This window comes from Pseudomonas sp. MWU347, assembly GCF_017947305.1.
In the GTDB taxonomy this organism is placed as follows: domain Bacteria; phylum Pseudomonadota; class Gammaproteobacteria; order Pseudomonadales; family Pseudomonadaceae; genus Aquipseudomonas; species Aquipseudomonas putida_A.
The window spans coordinates 1-15,585 of record NZ_JAFGZB010000009.1; the positions used below are offsets into that span (position 1 = coordinate 1).

Genomic DNA, 15,585 nt, shown 5'->3' on the forward strand with positions numbered 1-15,585 from the left:
AACACCCATGCTGTGCTCACTGAAGATCCACTGTGGGAGCGAGCCTGCTCGCGAAGAGGCCAGTCCTGACCGCAGCTTATTCCTTGACGCTCATGTATTCCTTCGCCCACAGAATGTAATCCTCAGGCTGGGTATAGGTGTGCGTCAGCTCGGTGGCGCTCAGGTCCGAGGCCTGGGTGAAGATCTGGCGTTGTTCGCGCAGGCTGTCGTAGGTCGCCTTGATCGCGGCGAAGTAGGCGCCGTGGCCGTCGATGGTCACGCGCACCCCGAGTTCGGCCAGGCGCTTGTCGTCGCGCAGCGCCGGGTTGCCGTAGGTCACCAGCATCAGCGGGACCGTCAGGTGTTCGGCGATTTGCTCGAGCTGATCGAAGTCCTGCACCCCGACCATGCAGATGCCGTCGGCACCGGCGGCCTGATACTGCTTGGTGCGGCTGATGATTTCCTGATTCGGCAGAATGCCGGCATTGGTGCGGGCGATGATTGCCATTTCCGAATCGACCCGGGCTTCCAGCGCCGCGCGGATCTTGCCGACGCCTTCGGCGACCGAGATCAGGTCGGTGGACTTACGGCCGAATTGCGCCGGCAGCAGGGTGTCTTCGATGGTCAGGGCGGCGACGCCGGCGCGTTCCAGTTCGACGATGGTGCGCATCACGTTGAGGGCGTTGCCGTAACCGTGGTCGGCGTCGGCGATCACTGGCAATTGGGCGACGCGGCCGATGCGGGTGGCCTGTTCGGCGAATTCGCTGAGGGTGATCAGGGCAAAGTCGGGGGCGCCCAGCACCTGCAACGAGGCCACGGAGCCGCCGAGGATCCCCACCTCAAAACCCAGGTCTGCGGCAATGCGCGCGGACATCGGGTCGAACACCGAGGCGGTGTGGTAGCAGGTGTCGGAAGCCAGCAATTGACGGAAGTTACGGCGCAAATCTTGATGGGAAAGCCTGGTCATACGAGTTCCACCAATACAAAGGAATGGAACGGCTTGAGCAAAGGTGTCAACGCCGAAGAATGAAAAGGCTATCACGCGAATGGGTCAAGGTTCATGACGAATTTGCGAGTGAGGCGTTGATGAAGGATCCAGCGGCTGAAAGGTTTCATCGGCAGTCAGCGGATTTTCACTGGCTAAACCGCAGATCAGGCCGCTACCGCCTGTTGCTGTTGCCTGGGCAGCAGCACGGCGCGCACCGAATTGCCCGGTTGCAGTTGCAGGCGCTTGGCGGTGAGGCGATCGACCACCAGGGTATTGCCGACCAGACGACCGGGGGCCACGGTGATGCGGCAGTTCTCCAGGCGCCGGTTGTGGATCAGCCACAACGGTGCCTGATCGTCCGGCGTGCCGAGACTCAGGGTCAGCGCCAGGCTGTCGCGCACGGTACGAATGTTGCCGATCGGTGCTTCGATCACCGGGCCACCGTCGAAGATGTCGATGTAGCCCTTATGCACAAATCCTTCTTCGCGCAGGATCTTCAGCGCGGGCTCGGTATTGGGATGCGCCTGGCCGATGGCCGCCTGTGCCTGTTCGGTGAGCATGCAGGTGTACAACGGCTGGCGCGGCATCAGTTCGGCGATGAACGACTTGTTGCCCAGACCCGACAAGTGGTCAGCATGGCTGAAGTCCATCTGGAAGAAATGCCGGCCCAGACTGTCCCAGAACGGCGAGCAACCGAGTTCATCGGCACTGCCGCGCAGTTCGGCGATCATCTTCTCGCCAAACAGTTGCGGAAACTCGGCCACGAACAGCAGCCGCCCGAGCGACAGCAGCCGTCCATTGTTGCCATGGCGTTGCTCATGCTGAAGGAACAGCGAACACAGTTCCGACTGGCCGGTCAGCTCGTTATTGAGAAACAGCGTGGGGATCTGCCGCGAAATGCCCAGATCCGGTGCCGAACTCACGGTCAGGCCGACTCGGTAGTTGTACCACGGCTCGCGCAAGCCTACCGCGCCGGTCAGGGCGCTGACGCCGATCACCCGCAGGTCGTCATCTTCAAGCACGAACAGATAATCGGCGTCGGCCCGTTCCACTTGTCCGGAAAACGCGCGCTGGGCCCAACGCACCCGGTGGGCGAGGCGATCCTCATTGGCCGGGAGGGTGGTGAACCCCGGGCCGGCCTGTTGCACCAGAGTCATCAGTGCTGGCAGGTCGCTGACTTTGACCGGACGGACGATCATGCGGTAACTCCTTGTACGCGCCGGTTCGGGCACTGTCGTTGGGTGTGCAGCCGGTGGCGGTTCACAGGGCTGTCACCCTGATCGTGCTGCCATCGGTGACCTTCAGTGCGGCACACAGATCCGGCGTCAGCGACAGCGGTTGCTCAGGCTGGTAATCCAGTTCGGCGACGATGGCCCGGAAGCCATGCAGCGCGTCGTTGCTCAGCAGGTAATGGCCGCGGGCGTCGATCTGCGCCTGCTCGCGCACGCTGGCTGTCTTGCTGTGGGCGATAGAACGGATGTTCGCGGTGCGCGCATACAGGGTCGGACCGGCGTCGAACAGGTCGATGTAGCTGTTGGTTTCAAAGCCTTCGCGTTCGAGGATGTCGAACGCTTCCTGGCCGTCCGGGTGAATCCGGCCGATGCACTCCTGTGCTGCCGGAGGCAGCATCGGTACGTAAATCGGGTATTGCGGCATCAGTTCGGCGAGAAACGTGCGGCTTTGCAGACCGCACAGGCGCTCGGCCTCGACGTAGGGCAGGTCGAAGAAGTGTTTGCCCAGTGCGTCCCAGAACGGCGAATGACCGTACTCATCGCTATAGCCGACGATTTCGGTGATCACCGCATCGGCGAAACGTTGTGCGTGAGCGGCGATGAACAGCAGCCGTGCCCGCGACAGCAATTCGGAAAAGGCGCTGCGCACCAGTGCGTTGTCGATGTGAAACCCGCGCAATAGCGTGTTTCCGCTGAGGTCGTGACACAGTGACAACGCCGGCACCCCGTGCTCGATGTTCAGTTCCCGCGAAGCACTGGTGAAGTGGCGATTGCGCAAGCTGTAGAACGGTTCGTTGAAACCGGCCGTGGCGAGGATCTCCGAGCAACCGACCAGCCGTTGAGTGTCGAGGTCTTCCAGCACGAAGAAGTAGTTCTCCGGGCCTTGCGCCTGAATGTCGTTGTCGAACGAGGCACAGGAGCCGGCGATTTTTTCGCGCAGGCGTTCGCTGTCGTCAGGCAGCGACGTGACGCCGACCAGGCTGTTGCGGGCCAGCTGCTGCAATTGCGGCAGGTCGGTTGTCTCGACTGGGCGTAAGACCAGCATGGATGCACTCCTGTATCAAAGGGTCCGGTGATCCCACCGAACCTGACTATCACTGTCGGTTGCCACGCTTTAAAGCGGCGGTCGCCTGATTTGATGTCAGACGCCGCTCTTTTTCTTGTCAGCCATTGCTCGGGTCAGGCAGCGCGGTGCTGGCGCCGAGCTTGTTCAGGAAGAACAGGTACACCAGACCCAGCGCGATCCAGATCAGACCGAGTTTCTGCGCATCGACGCCCATGTTGTACATGATGGCGGCGACGATAATGAAGCCGATCACCGGGCAGATCAGATGGCGCACGACCTGACCGGACTTCTGCCGACGCCAGTAGTAGTTGATCACTGTCAGGTGCAGCAGCATGAAACCGCTGAGGGCACCGAAGTTCACCAGCGAAGTCAGGGTGTCGACCGAATTGATGAACAGGTAGCAGATCACCAGCGACAGCACTGCCACCAGATAAATGCTCAGGTACGGGGTGTTGTGCTTCGGGTGCACCTTGGCCAGCACTTTCGGCAACTTGCCATCGCGGGCCATGCCGAACAGCAGGCGCGACACTGCCGCTTGCGAGGTGATCGCTACTGCGACACCCCAGGCCAGCGCGGTCGCCACACCGGTCAGGGTGGCCAGCCAGCTGCCAGCGGCGATTTCGGCGATTTCATAGAACGCGGTGTCGGCGGACTTGAAGCCCATGCCGGCGGCCAGATCGGTGGCGATCCAGGTCTGTACGACGAAAATCACGCCCATCACCACCAGAGTGATCAGTGCTGCGCGGCCGACGCTGCGGCCCGGATCGCCTTTGATTTCTTCGGCGAGGGTCGATATCGCATCGAAGCCAAGGAACGACAGCACCGCAATCGACACCGCTTGCATCAGCAGGGCGAAGTTGAACGTTTCCGGGTGATACAGCGGCGCCAGGGTCAGCTCGCCGTTGCCGCTGCCGTTGTGCAGGGCGTTCCAGGCGTAAAACAGGAAGATTCCCAGCACCACCAGCTGTGCCAGCAGGAAGATGATGTTCATCCGTGCGGTAAAGGTGATGCCGCGCAGGTTGACGAAGGTTGCACTGACCAGAAACGCCAGAATGAAGCCGACCTTCGGAATGTCCGGGTACAGATGGTTCAGGGCCATCGCCGCGTAGACGTACAGCAGCGGTGGAATCAGCAGGTAGTCGAGCAGCATCAGCCAGCCGGCGATGAAACCGACGTGTTGATTTAGGCCGCGTTGTGCGTAGGAATACACCGAGCCTGCGACCGGAAACGCCTTGGCCATGCTGCCGTAGCTCAGCGCGGTAAACAGCATCGCGATCATGCCGATGATGTAGGCCAGCGGCACCATCCCGGGCGCCTCGGCATTCACGTAGCCATACACGCCGAAGGGCGCGATGGGGATCATGAAGATCATCCCGTACACCACCAGGTCGGTCAGTGTCAGGCTACGTTTCAACTCCTGTTTGTAGCCGAACTCTTCTATTTCCATGAAGCGCAACTCCTTGTCAGCCTATCCAGCGTTTTAGTTGTTATGTCGATCCATCGTTACAGCGTCAGCAGTCTTGCAGCATTCTTTACAGCAGCGGCGCCAGGCGCTCGGCCCACAACGATACCGCTTCGGGGCTGCGCAGCAGATCGTTGCGCACTTCGATCAACACCGATTCCAGCCCCCGGGCATCGCCGTGCACCGGAACGGTCATGTCACCCAGCGGATCAACCCGGTACGGCTGGTTGCCCGCGACGTTCAGCGGGTGCTGGCCGAGGCCATCGATCACCCGTTGCGCATAGGCGCCGGCCTGACCGAACAGCACGCCGACTTCCAGCGGGCGCGGCTGGCCGTAATACACCGGGGTAAAACTGTGAATCCCCACTACCCGCACCGCCTGGCCTTGTGCAACGCGCTGGTCGATCAGGGTCTGCAGCCGGGCGTGAAACGGTTTGAACAGGGTCTGGCGCCGGTATTCGCGCGTGGCTTCGTCCAGCTCGCGGTTACCGGGCACCTGATAAATCTCGCTCTGCGCCGGAATGCTGTCGGGGGCATGCCGGGGCCGATTGAGGTCGATCAGCAGCCGTGAATAGTTGGCGCTCAACAGTGTCGCGCCGAGTGTCTCCGAGAGCTTTTCGGCCAGTTGCAGTGCGCCGATGTCCCAGGCGATGTGTTCGCGCGCGGCGGCATCGTCCAGGCCCAGATTGTTCAGGGCCTCGGGGATGTAGCGGCTGGCGTGCTCGCACACCAGAATCAACGGATGCGATGAATCTTCGCGGCTCAGGTTGTAGACCGGGCGGGTGTACAACCCCAGCTCGGCGGATTCAGTACAGGCGTGCATAGTGCTCACACAGGTCAGCGGGCGAGAGCTGTTCCGTCAGCGCCAGTTCCTCGGTTTTAAGGGCGTGGTAAGTGTCGAGCAACGGCTTGGGCAGCCATTGATTGAAGGCTGCACTGTCACGCAGGCAATCCAGCGCCTGGGCCAGCGAGGCGGGCAGGGCCACAATGCCCCGGGCCTTGCGTTGCTCGTTGTTGAGTGAATCGGGAATTTCATCGGTGATCGCGTTCAGCGCCAGACGCTGTTCGATGCCCAGCCGTCCGGCAATCAGCAGCGCGGCCATTGCCAGATGCGGCGAGGCGGTGGCGTCCATCGCGCGGAATTCCAGGTTGTACTGCGCCGCCACGGATTTGCCGCCCAGGCTCACGGTCGGACAAATGCGCAGCGCCGCTTCACGGTTCTGCTGCCCCAGACACGCATAGGACGCGCTCCAGTGGTGTGGCTGCAAACGCTCGTACGACACCGGTGTCGGCGCGGTGAACGCACACAGCGCCGGCAGGTAATGCAGGATCCCGGCGGCCCAATGCTGGCCGAGGGTCGACAGACCGTTGCTGGTGCCGGCGTCGTAGAGCAGTGGCAGACCTTGCAGGTCGAGCAGGCTGATGTGCAGGTGCACACCGTTGCACACCGCGTCAGCCTTGGTTTTCGGCGCGAAGCTGACGTCGACGCCCATTTGCCGGGCGATTTCGCGGGTGATTTCGCGCACGTTGACCGCACGATCCGCCGCCGCCACGCCGAGGGTCGGCCGGCAGGTGATTTCGTATTGGTGCTTGCCGTATTCGGGCAGGAACATTTCCGGCTCAACGCCACCCGCGCGCAGCGCGCTGAGCAGCCAGCCGCCGAACTCGGCACCCTGACGCTGGGCTTCGAGGGAAAACGCCAGATGCTCGGCAAAACCGGCATGCAGGTTGAATTCGTGTTCGAACGCCGCGTTGACCTGCAAACCGAGGTCGTCGCGATAGCGCTCGATTTCATCGCGCAGCAGTGTGCGCGGGCAAGCGCTCCACGGCCGGCCATCGGTCTCGCGGATGTCGCCGTGGATAAAGTCCAGCGCCGGTGCTGCGGCGTCCGGGCCATTACCGACCGTCACGCGGCTGCTCAAATCGGGAATCAACCGCAAATCACCATAAGCGCCCCATGGGTTGGTCGAGGCGATGATGTCCTGGGGCGTCAATGCACTGTTGGCCGGCACCCAGCCGCAACCGGCGGCTTGATAATGCTCCAGCTGATCGGTGGGAAACGAGCGGCCACGGGTGATGCCGATCAGGTCGGTGGTGACGATGGTGGTCATCGGCAACGGCGTCAGGCGCTCGCTCATGGACGCATCTCCTGCAAGCGGCCGAGCACGGTTTGTGTGTCAGTGATCCAGCAGTAACCCTTGATCGCGTTCAGGCAGGCGTCATGCCGCGCCGGGGTGTAGGTGGCGCAGGCGTCTTCGACCAGCGTCACCAGATAGCCACGGTCGGCGGCATCCCGCACGGCCATGTCGACGCACTGGTCGGTGACGATGCCAGCGATGATCAGGTGACGGGTTTCGAGGTTGCGCAGCACGTAATCGATGTTGGTCGAGTTGAACACCCCGGATGAGGTTTTCGGCAACACGATCTCGTTTTCCACCGGGGTCAGGTCGTCGATGATCCGCGCCTGGGTGCTGCCCTTGGGCAGGTGCATGTCCGACAGTTTGTGATCCAGCGAGCGGTCGCGACCGTCGGCGGTCAGGCTTTCGATAATCGTGTGCAGCACGTTCTGCCGCGCTTCGCGAAAGGCACTGAGCAAACGGCGCTGGTTGGGCACCACCTGCATGTGCGCGCGGGTCAGGAAATACTCGGCGTCCGGGCCGTTCAGGTGCGGGTCGAACTGAGGTTCGAGCCAGGCACGCTGCATGTCCACAAGCAGCAATGCGGTGTGGTCGGTGACGAACGGCAAATCGCGCGGCGAGCGGTGGGGAAGACTGAACATCCTTATTTATCCTCCAGCAGATGGGTGTTGAAGTCGTTGCGCAGGGCGTCGATGCCTTCCAGGCGATCGGCCAGATCGGGGCTGCGCAGGGTCAGGCAGGCAATCAGCGCCTCGACCTGGGCCAGCGCCGGCACCATGGTGTCGAACGGCGAGGCCGATTCCACCGGGGCGCTGATGATCAGGTCCGCCAGTTCGCGCAGCGGCGAGGCATAGATGTCGGTGAACAACACCACCCGCGCGTTGTTGTTCTTCGCCGCCGAGGCAACCCGCAGGGCCTGGGACTGGTAGCGCCGATAGTCAAACAGCAGCACCACGTCCTGGCGTTGCAGATCGAACAGGCGGTCGGGCAGTTGCGCGTTGTCTTCCAGGGCAAAGCAGCCGGGTCGCAGCAGGCGCAAGTGATTGAGCAGGTAGTTGGCCATCAGGCTGCTGAAGCGCCCGCCGAAGCAGTAGATCTGGTGCCGGGTATCGAGCAGCCAGTCGAGCAGAATGCGCACGTCTTCGGGTTGCGTCAGAACCTGGGTTTCCACCAGCAGACGCTGGCTGTCGGCCAGATAATGGCCCCAGGCATCGTCCTTGTTCAGGTGCGAACGCGGCTGCAACAGGGTGCGCGGTGAACGCAGGCGGTGGTCCATGTCGCTGAGCAGGGCGTCCTGAAACTCGGCGTAACCGCCGAATCCGAGCTTCTTCACCAGCCGCACGATGGTCGGATCGCTGACGCCGGCGTGTTCGGCCAGACGCGCCATCGGACCCAAGCCGTTGCGTGGATACTGGTCGAGCAGGGCGCGAATCACTTTGCGCTCCGACGGCGTCAGTTCCAGGCCGGGGTCGGTGATCAAGTCTCTGAGAGGGGGCATCCGGGCTCCTGCTGGATGAAGGGGGGGTGTTGAATTCGTTTCACAATCCGTTAAAACAGTATTTATGTAACTCAGGTTACATGTCTAGTGAATTTTTAGCGTTGGCGATTCGACGTTTAAATAAGCTCACAACCCTGAGTAACAAGGGCTACACCTAAGTCTGTGCCTCTTGTAGTCCATTGCCTCCAGGCGTGTCAGACATTGCCGCTTTTTCTACTTCAGAGTACTGGGCTGGAGGTTCACGAGATCCCCTGAAGCGACCGGGTTACGGCACAATTGCCACAAGACCGGCGATTTGCCGCCGATTCAGCTGATGCTTATCGAGTGAAATCCTGTGCAGTCCACCCGTTTGACTTTGATTTGCCACGCGCGAACCGTCGCACAGAAATTGTCGCGCTTTCCTACGAACGAGCCTGTTGAAAATTCGCCATTCGCGATCGGCGCGTTGGCCGCGAAGTTCACCGGTGCCAGTCGTTTGTTGTGCGGGCCGGAATTGCGTACGCGCGAGACTGCCGAGTGGTTCGGTGCGGCGCCGCAAGTGGACGAAGCGCTGCGCGATTGCGATTTGGGGCGCTGGCACGGGCAAGCGATCAAGGATCTGCAAGTGCGCGAGGCCGAGGCCTTGCAGGCGTGGATCAATGATCCGCAGGCGGCACCGCATGGTGGCGAGTCGGTAATGCAGTTGAGCGAACGCGTGGCGGCATGGCTGACCAGTCTGCAAGGCGCATCGGGGCACATCGTCGCCGTCACCCATCCGTTTGTGGTGCGTGCGGCACTGATGCAGGTGTTACAGGGCGCGGCGTTCAACGCCATTGATGTTGAACCGTTGTCCATGGTTGAACTGCGGTTCAACGGCATCTGGCGGCTACGCTTGCCGGGTATCGATCTTGCGGGAGCACTGTAATGAAACGACTGCTGGTAATTGGCATCGGCGCCGGAAATCCCGACTACATCACGATGCAGGCGGTAAAGGCGCTGAATCAAGTCGACGTGTTCTTTCTGATGGACAAAGGCCCGAGCAAGGACAAACTGATCGATCTGCGGCGCGACATCTGTGCGCGCTACATCACCGATCCTGCGTATCGCTTCGTCGAATCCCACAGCCCCGAGCGCGCGCGCGGCGACGTGGACTACACCCGCGCGGTCGATGATCTGAATCGCGCCAAGCAAGAAACCTTCGAACAACTGATCAATGAAGAATTGGCTGACGAGCAGTGCGGCGGATTCCTCGTGTGGGGCGACCCGGCGTTGTACGACAGCACGATTCGTATCCTGCAGGCGATTCTGGTGTCAGGTCGCTGTGCTTTCGAGTTTGAAGTGATCCCCGGGATAACCAGCGTTCAGGCGTTGGCGGCGCAGCATAAAGTGCCGTTGAACAGCATTGGCCGGTCAATTGAAATCACCACTGGCCGGCGTCTGGCGGCGGGCCAGGTGAGTGACACGGACAGCCTGGTGGTGATGCTCGATGCGGAAGATTCCTACCACCATGTGGCGGATCAGCAGACCGAGATTTATTGGGGAGCCTACCTGGGCACACCGGATGAAATTCTGATCAGTGGCAAGCTCAAGGATGTGGCGGCCGAGATCGAGCGGGTGCGCAAAGCAGCCCGTGCCGAGCATGGGTGGATCATGGATACCTATCTGTTGCGTAAGCCGTAGGTTTATTGTGGCTGGACTGGCCTCTTCGCGAGCAAGCTCGCTCCCACAGGGGGGCCCATTTCAAATGTGGGAGCGAGCTTGCTCGCGAAGGGGTCATCACAGTCAACTCAAGAAATGGCCTTGACCCCACGCCCAAACCGCTCCCGATACACCGACGGCGGCACCCCGACCACGCTGCGAAACGCCACGCGAAAACTTTCCACCGAGCGATAACCGCAGTGCAGGGCAATTTGCTCGGTGTTGTGCACGCTGCTCTCCAGTAATTCCCGCGCCCGGGCCAGTCGCTCGTGTTGTAGCCACGCTTTGGGCGATTGTCCGCTGGCTTCGGTGAAACGGCGCAAAAAGGTGCGCTCGCTCATCGCCGCTTCGCTGGCCAGATCGCGCACTTCCAGCGGTTGGTGCAAGCGCTCGCGGGCCCACTGCATCACCCGCGACAAGTCGTTTCGCGGCGTCGCGCTGACCGGCGTGGGGATGAACTGTGCCTGACCGCCAGTGCGTTGCGGCGACATCACCAGACGCCGGGCCACTGAATTGGCGACCTGGGTGCCGAAGTCCCGTGCCAGCAGATGCAGGCAGGCATCGATCCCGGCGGCGCTGCCCGCCGAGGTGATCAACTGTCCGGAATCGACGTAAAGCACATCCGGATTGACCGCGATCGCCGGGTAGCGTCGCGCCAGTTCATCGGTGTAGCGCCAGTGGGTGGTCGCACCGTGGCCGTCGAGCAAGCCACTGGCGGCCAGCACAAACACCCCTGAGCAAATTGACAGCAACCGCGCACCCTGGGCGTGGGCCTGTCGCAAGGCGTCGATCAGCGCCGGCGGCACCGGGGCCTCGCGGTCGCGCCAACCGGGAATGATGATGGTGCGCGCCTGCGTCAGCAGCTCCAGGCCGCCGTCGGCCAATACGTGAATCCCGCCCATGGCGCGCATCGGCCCTTGATCGACGGCGACGATGCAGTGCTCGTACCACGGGAAATCGAATTCCGGCCGGGGCAGGCCGAAAATCTCCACGGCAATGCCGAACTCGAAGGTACAGAGGCCATCGTAGGCCAGAATCGCGACCAATCCAGGTGAGTCAGGCATTTGGCGGAAAATTCCCGGTGAGTGTCTTGTGCGCCACTGTAGCGCCAAGTGCCGGCCCGATAAAGTCTGCTCACACCCCAACAGATGAAGGAGCCACACAACATGACCAGCTTGGTTCGCGACATTCCTGCCGCACCGTCGGCGATTGCCCTGATGCACTTCAGCAACCGTCTGACCTTTGAAACCGATTGTTCTGACGTGTACGGCAGCCAGGAGGCCGGTGAAGTCGATTTTGTCCTGGTCGATGTGCGCGGGCCTTTGGCGTTCGAGCGCGGTCACGTGCCGGGCGCGATCAACATTCCGACCCGCTTGCTGACCGCCGAAGGCCTGGTGGAGTATTCGACGAGCACGTTGTTCGTGGTCTATTGCGCCGGCCCGCACTGCAACGGCGCCAACAAGGCTGCGGTGAAACTGGCGGCGTTGGGTTACCCGGTCAAGGAGATGATCGGCGGCGTGACCGGCTGGCTGGATGAGGGCTTCAGCTTGAGTGCTACTCAAGCCGCCAAGGCGCCTATTGGATGTGAATGCTGAAAGCTTTTGTAGGAGCTGCCGCAGGCTGCGATCTTTTGACTTTTAAAGAGCAAAAGATCGCAGCCTGCGGCAGCTCCTACAAAGGCCATTTGTGTCGTTTTCAAAGATTTGTCCTACAGCCTTTGCACCATGTCGGCGCACCGTTGATCCCGGTCAACGCGTGCGCCGATTTTCTGTAAGTATTTGTCGCCTAAACACAATTTGCCCTGTGCGCGCCGCCATAGACTGCCGGCCACGTCGGTTTTTGCTGCTCAATGGCCATGACCGAACGCCAATCGAAAGCTGCCAATAAAAGCCTCCGCACACAGGAGTAATAAATGAAGAAGCTAGTGATGTTCGGTGCCCTGGCACTGTCGATGTTGTCCCTGACCGCAGTGGCCGAAGACGCCAAACCGATTCGTCTGGGGATCGAAGCCGCTTACCCGCCATTCTCGATGAAAACCGCTGATGGCAAACTCACCGGGTTCGACGTCGATATCGGCGATGCCCTGTGCAAACAGATGGACGTCAAATGCGTGTGGGTCGAGCAGGAGTTCGACGGCCTGATCCCGGCACTCAAAGTGAAGAAGATCGACGCGATCCTGTCCTCGATGACCATCACTGACGACCGCAAGAAAAACGTCGATTTCACCATCAAGTACTACCACACCCCGGCGCGCTTCGTGATGAAGGAAGGCTCCGGTGTCAAAGATCCGCTGACCGAGCTCAAGGGCAAGAAAGTCGGCGTGCTGCGCGCCAGTACCCACGACCGCTATGCCACCGACATGGCCAAGGACGCCGGGTTTGAAGTGGTGCGCTATGGCTCGCAACAGGAAGCCAACCTGGATATGAAATCTGGTCGTCTTGACGCGATGCTGGCCGACTCGGTCAACCTCAGCGACGGTTTCCTGAAGACCGACGCCGGCAAAGGTTTCGAATTCGTCGGCCCGACTTACGAAGACGCCAAGTACTTCGGCGGCGGTGCCGGGATTGCCGTACGCAAGGGCGATACCGAGCTGGCCGAGAAATTCAACAAGGCCATCACCGAAATCCGCGCCAATGGCGAGTACAAGAAAGTCCAGGACAAGTACTTCGACTTTGACGTGTACGGTCATTAATACGCTGTAGAAAAAAGTGGTCCCGTTTGCGCGGTGGCCACTTTTTTTGTGCTCTGATTCATAGGAGAACCCTGTAGGAGTGAGCCTGCTCGCGATAGCGGTTTAACATTCAGCCGCTTTAGTGCCTGACACACCGCTATCGCGAGCAGGCTCACTCCTACAGGGGATCTGCGTGATCCAGCCATTCAGGAGTTTTCCCATGCAACGCATCGACCATGTCCTGCCCTGGAGCCATCTGGGCAGCGAACGTTCCCTCAGCGTCTTCCGTTACGGCGCGGGCAGCCGCAAGGTGTACATCCAGGCCAGCCTGCACGCCGACGAGCTGCCGGGGATGCGCACCGCGTGGGAACTCAAGCAACGCCTCAACGCGCTGGAACAGCAGGGCCGTCTGCAAGGCGTGATCGAGCTGGTACCGGTGGCCAACCCGATTGGCCTCGACCAGCATCTGCAAGGCAGCCACATGGGGCGCTTCGAGTTGGGCAGCGGGAAGAATTTCAACCGCGCGTTTGTTGAACTCAGTGCGCCGGTGGCGGCGCGAATCGGTGAGCAACTGGGCAGCGACGCCGAGGCCAACATCGCGCTGATCCGCCAGACCATGGGCGAGGTGCTCGATGAGTTGCCAGCCCCGGCCTCGCAACTGGAAGCGCTGCACCGCTTGCTGCTGCGCCATGCCTGCGACGCCGACATCACCCTCGATCTGCATTGTGATTTCGACGCGGCGATTCACATTTACGCATTGCCACAACACTGGCCGCGCTGGCAATCGCTGGCGGCGCGACTGAAGGCCGGCGTGGCCTTGTTGTGCGAAGACTCCGGTGGCAGTTCGTTCGATGAATCGTGCTCATCGCCGTGGCTGCGTCTGGCCCGAGCGTTTCCGAGTGCGGCGATTCCCCCGGCGAACCTCGCCACCACCCTTGAACTGGGCAGCATTGGCGACACCCGGGTCGATCAGGCGCAGGCCAATTGTGAAGCGATTCTCGGCTTTCTCGCCGAGCAGGGTTTCATCAGCGGCGAATGGCCGGCGGCGCCGAGCGAATGCTGCGAAGGCATGCCGTTCGAAGGCACCGAATACCTGTTCGCGCCGCACCATGGCGTGGTCAGTTTCCTGCGCAATGCCGGGGAGTGGGTCGAGCAGGGGGATGCGCTGTTCGAAGTGGTGGATCCGTTGAATGACCGGCTGACCACCGTCCGCGCCGGCACCAGCGGCGTGCTGTTTGCGATTGATCGCGGGCGCTACACCCAGCCGGGGATCTGGCAGGCCAAGGTGGCGGGGCGTGAGCCGATTCGGGTGGGCAAGCTGATAAACGACTGACAGATTTCCTTGGATTTTCCGGCCTCATCGCGAGCAGGCTCACTCCTACATTTGGCATGCGTTGTCCCTGTAGGAGTGAGCCTGCTCGCGATAGCGGTCTCGCCAGCACCACAATCTTCAGAGAGTGTTAGGCTCACCGACGAACCCGACACTCTGTGAAGGAAGGCTCTATGTTGAAGGCGTTTGCCCTGTTAACCCTGCTGGCGTCCAGCGCCGTCCACGCGCAAACCACGCTGCAAAGCGATTTGCCACTGAAATACATCGAACAGGTTCACCCGGACGCGAACACCCGGCCGCTGGTGATTTTTCTGCACGGCTACGGCAGTAACGAAGCCGATCTGATCGGCATGAAGTTTCAGCTGCCGGCGCAGTACAACTACCTTTCGGTGCAGGCGCCGCTGGCGTTGGGCGAAGGGCGTTTCCAGTGGTTTCGCAAAAAAGGCGAAGGCGCCTACAACGGTGAGACCGATGATCTGAAGGCCAGCGGTCAGAAACTGCGGGAGTTTGTCGCCCTGGCGGCGAAGAAATATCACGCCAGCCCGGACAAGGTGTACCTGATCGGCTTCAGCCAGGGCGCGATGATGACGTACGAGGTGGGCTTGCGTCCGCCCGTGGCGGTCGGTGGCATCGCGGCGTTGAGCGGACGCCTGTTGCCGGTATTGAAAACCGAGCTCCAGGCGCAGCAACAACCGTTGCCGCTGAAGATCTTCATCGGCCATGGCACCGCCGATGATCGGGTGCCGTACCGCGACGGCACCGCGGCCAATGCGCTGCTGCAAAAACTTGCCTACAAACCCGAGTTTCACGCTTATCCCGGAGTCGGCCACAGCATCAGTTCTGCCGAACTGCGGGACTTGAACGCTTGGCTGCAGCAGCTCAATCCGTAAGGATCACTTGTCCTTGAGGATGGTTTTCACCAGCGCATCGTGACCGCTCTTGTCGCTGGCCCGGGAAATCACCTGAACCAGCGCCATGCGCTTGCCGGAGGCGGCGAGCAGGGTGGTATTGAGGGTCTGGCCGCCGCCCTGAGTGGCGGTGCTGTCGACCTGACGCACGCCGAGGCCGCTGCTTTTCTGGGTCAGGCTTTTTTCGCTGAGCTTGTTGAAGTCCGGCAGGGCCTTGCGCTGGTCATCGATGAAACTCGCCAGGCTGCCATCGAGAAATTCGTTGTCGTTGTCCTTGACGCTGGCGCCGCCGGCGATCTGGTTTTCCGCGGCGATGACCACAGTCTTGGTCGCCTGATTGGTGTACATCGTGCCCTTGGCACCGGTTGGCCCGGCCGGCAGCGGGTCGGCGGTGAAGCCTTTGGGCAGGACGAAGGTGAACTTGCCGTCGAGCATCGATACGTTGTTGGTCGAGGCTTTTTCCTTGGGCTTGGCTGCCTGGGCGTTGAGGGCGCCGAAACCGGCGACCGCCGCCAGCAACAGGACGACGGCTTTCTTGCTGAGCAATGACATGTGAATCTCCGAGGGATGGTCGCGCCAGGGCGGCGATGATCCCACGGAGCATGCCTGGCATTCCAGCGCGGTTTGTCAGGCTGC

At 61.3% G+C, this 15,585-nt stretch carries 16 protein-coding genes; 6 read left to right on the forward strand and 10 right to left on the reverse strand.

Annotation, left to right across the window (positions count from 1 at the left end; all coding sequences use genetic code 11):
• Positions 1-76 precede the first annotated feature (76 nt).
• The 8 genes from KCG87_RS19200 to KCG87_RS19235 form a co-directional block, all read right to left on the reverse strand.
• The gene (locus KCG87_RS19200; RefSeq protein WP_007968750.1) at positions 77-946 is read right to left on the reverse strand and encodes an oxaloacetate decarboxylase; all 870 of its coding nucleotides are present in this window, start codon (positions 944-946) and stop codon (positions 77-79) included.
• Between the two features lie 185 nt (positions 947-1,131).
• On the reverse strand, positions 1,132-2,166 hold the full coding sequence (astA, locus tag KCG87_RS19205; RefSeq protein WP_134786762.1) for an arginine N-succinyltransferase: 1,035 nt from the start codon (positions 2,164-2,166) through the stop codon (positions 1,132-1,134).
• A gap of 61 nt (positions 2,167-2,227) precedes the next feature.
• Entirely contained in the window at positions 2,228-3,244 is a 1,017-nt protein-coding gene (locus KCG87_RS19210; protein ID WP_210558659.1) for an arginine N-succinyltransferase, read from the reverse strand.
• Between the two features lie 118 nt (positions 3,245-3,362).
• Positions 3,363-4,712: an APC family permease gene (locus KCG87_RS19215; RefSeq protein WP_210558660.1), complete on the reverse strand. Its 1,350-nt coding sequence runs from the start codon at positions 4,710-4,712 to the stop codon at positions 3,363-3,365.
• A gap of 85 nt (positions 4,713-4,797) precedes the next feature.
• On the reverse strand, positions 4,798-5,550 hold the full coding sequence (locus tag KCG87_RS19220; RefSeq protein WP_097088806.1) for an N-formylglutamate amidohydrolase: 753 nt from the start codon (positions 5,548-5,550) through the stop codon (positions 4,798-4,800).
• On the reverse strand, positions 5,534-6,865 hold the full coding sequence (locus KCG87_RS19225) for a glutamine synthetase family protein (protein ID WP_210558661.1): 1,332 nt from the start codon (positions 6,863-6,865) through the stop codon (positions 5,534-5,536). The genes KCG87_RS19220 and KCG87_RS19225 overlap by 17 nt, the downstream gene beginning before the upstream one ends.
• Positions 6,862-7,506: an isochorismatase family cysteine hydrolase gene (locus tag KCG87_RS19230; protein WP_007968761.1), complete on the reverse strand. Its 645-nt coding sequence runs from the start codon at positions 7,504-7,506 to the stop codon at positions 6,862-6,864. Before KCG87_RS19230 ends, KCG87_RS19225 begins: the two co-directional genes overlap by 4 nt.
• Positions 7,507-7,508: 2 nt before the next feature.
• Positions 7,509-8,363, reverse strand: coding sequence for a MurR/RpiR family transcriptional regulator (locus KCG87_RS19235; RefSeq protein WP_027611641.1), 855 nt, complete (start codon positions 8,361-8,363; stop codon positions 7,509-7,511).
• Positions 8,364-8,808: 445 nt separating this feature from the next.
• On the opposite strand from KCG87_RS19235, the gene KCG87_RS19240 reads away from it, so the two are divergent.
• Together KCG87_RS19240 and cobF are read left to right on the forward strand one after the other, a co-directional pair.
• Positions 8,809-9,267: a histidine phosphatase family protein gene (locus KCG87_RS19240; RefSeq protein WP_348983756.1), complete on the forward strand. Its 459-nt coding sequence runs from the start codon at positions 8,809-8,811 to the stop codon at positions 9,265-9,267.
• A complete protein-coding gene (cobF, locus tag KCG87_RS19245) occupies positions 9,267-10,022 on the forward strand; it encodes a precorrin-6A synthase (deacetylating) (protein ID WP_135296142.1) in 756 nt (251 codons plus the stop codon). The genes KCG87_RS19240 and cobF overlap by 1 nt, the downstream gene beginning before the upstream one ends.
• 107 nt (positions 10,023-10,129) lie before the next feature.
• Here the strand turns inward: cobF and ftrA are convergent, their stop codons facing one another.
• Entirely contained in the window at positions 10,130-11,104 is a 975-nt protein-coding gene (gene ftrA, locus KCG87_RS19250; protein WP_135296141.1) for a transcriptional regulator FtrA, read from the reverse strand.
• A gap of 102 nt (positions 11,105-11,206) precedes the next feature.
• Here ftrA and KCG87_RS19255 point away from each other — a divergent pair, with 102 nt between their 5' ends.
• The 4 genes from KCG87_RS19255 (at position 11,207) to KCG87_RS19270 (ending at position 14,931) form a co-directional block, all read left to right on the forward strand.
• Positions 11,207-11,635 carry a rhodanese-like domain-containing protein gene (locus KCG87_RS19255; protein ID WP_210558663.1) on the forward strand — a complete coding sequence of 143 codons (429 nt, stop codon included), beginning with the start codon at positions 11,207-11,209 and terminating at the stop codon, positions 11,633-11,635.
• Between the two features lie 317 nt (positions 11,636-11,952).
• Positions 11,953-12,732: an ABC transporter substrate-binding protein gene (locus KCG87_RS19260; RefSeq protein WP_003226194.1), complete on the forward strand. Its 780-nt coding sequence runs from the start codon at positions 11,953-11,955 to the stop codon at positions 12,730-12,732.
• 199 nt (positions 12,733-12,931) lie between these two features.
• Positions 12,932-14,044 carry a M14 family metallopeptidase gene (locus KCG87_RS19265; RefSeq protein WP_210558664.1) on the forward strand — a complete coding sequence of 371 codons (1,113 nt, stop codon included), beginning with the start codon at positions 12,932-12,934 and terminating at the stop codon, positions 14,042-14,044.
• A 170-nt stretch (positions 14,045-14,214) separates the two neighbouring features.
• Positions 14,215-14,931, forward strand: coding sequence for a prolyl oligopeptidase family serine peptidase (locus KCG87_RS19270; RefSeq protein ID WP_210558665.1), 717 nt, complete (start codon positions 14,215-14,217; stop codon positions 14,929-14,931).
• A 3-nt stretch (positions 14,932-14,934) separates the two neighbouring features.
• Here KCG87_RS19270 and KCG87_RS19275 read toward each other — a convergent pair whose 3' ends face one another.
• The gene (locus KCG87_RS19275) at positions 14,935-15,501 is read right to left on the reverse strand and encodes a hypothetical protein (RefSeq protein ID WP_027611648.1); all 567 of its coding nucleotides are present in this window, start codon (positions 15,499-15,501) and stop codon (positions 14,935-14,937) included.
• Positions 15,502-15,585: the final 84 nt, after the last annotated feature.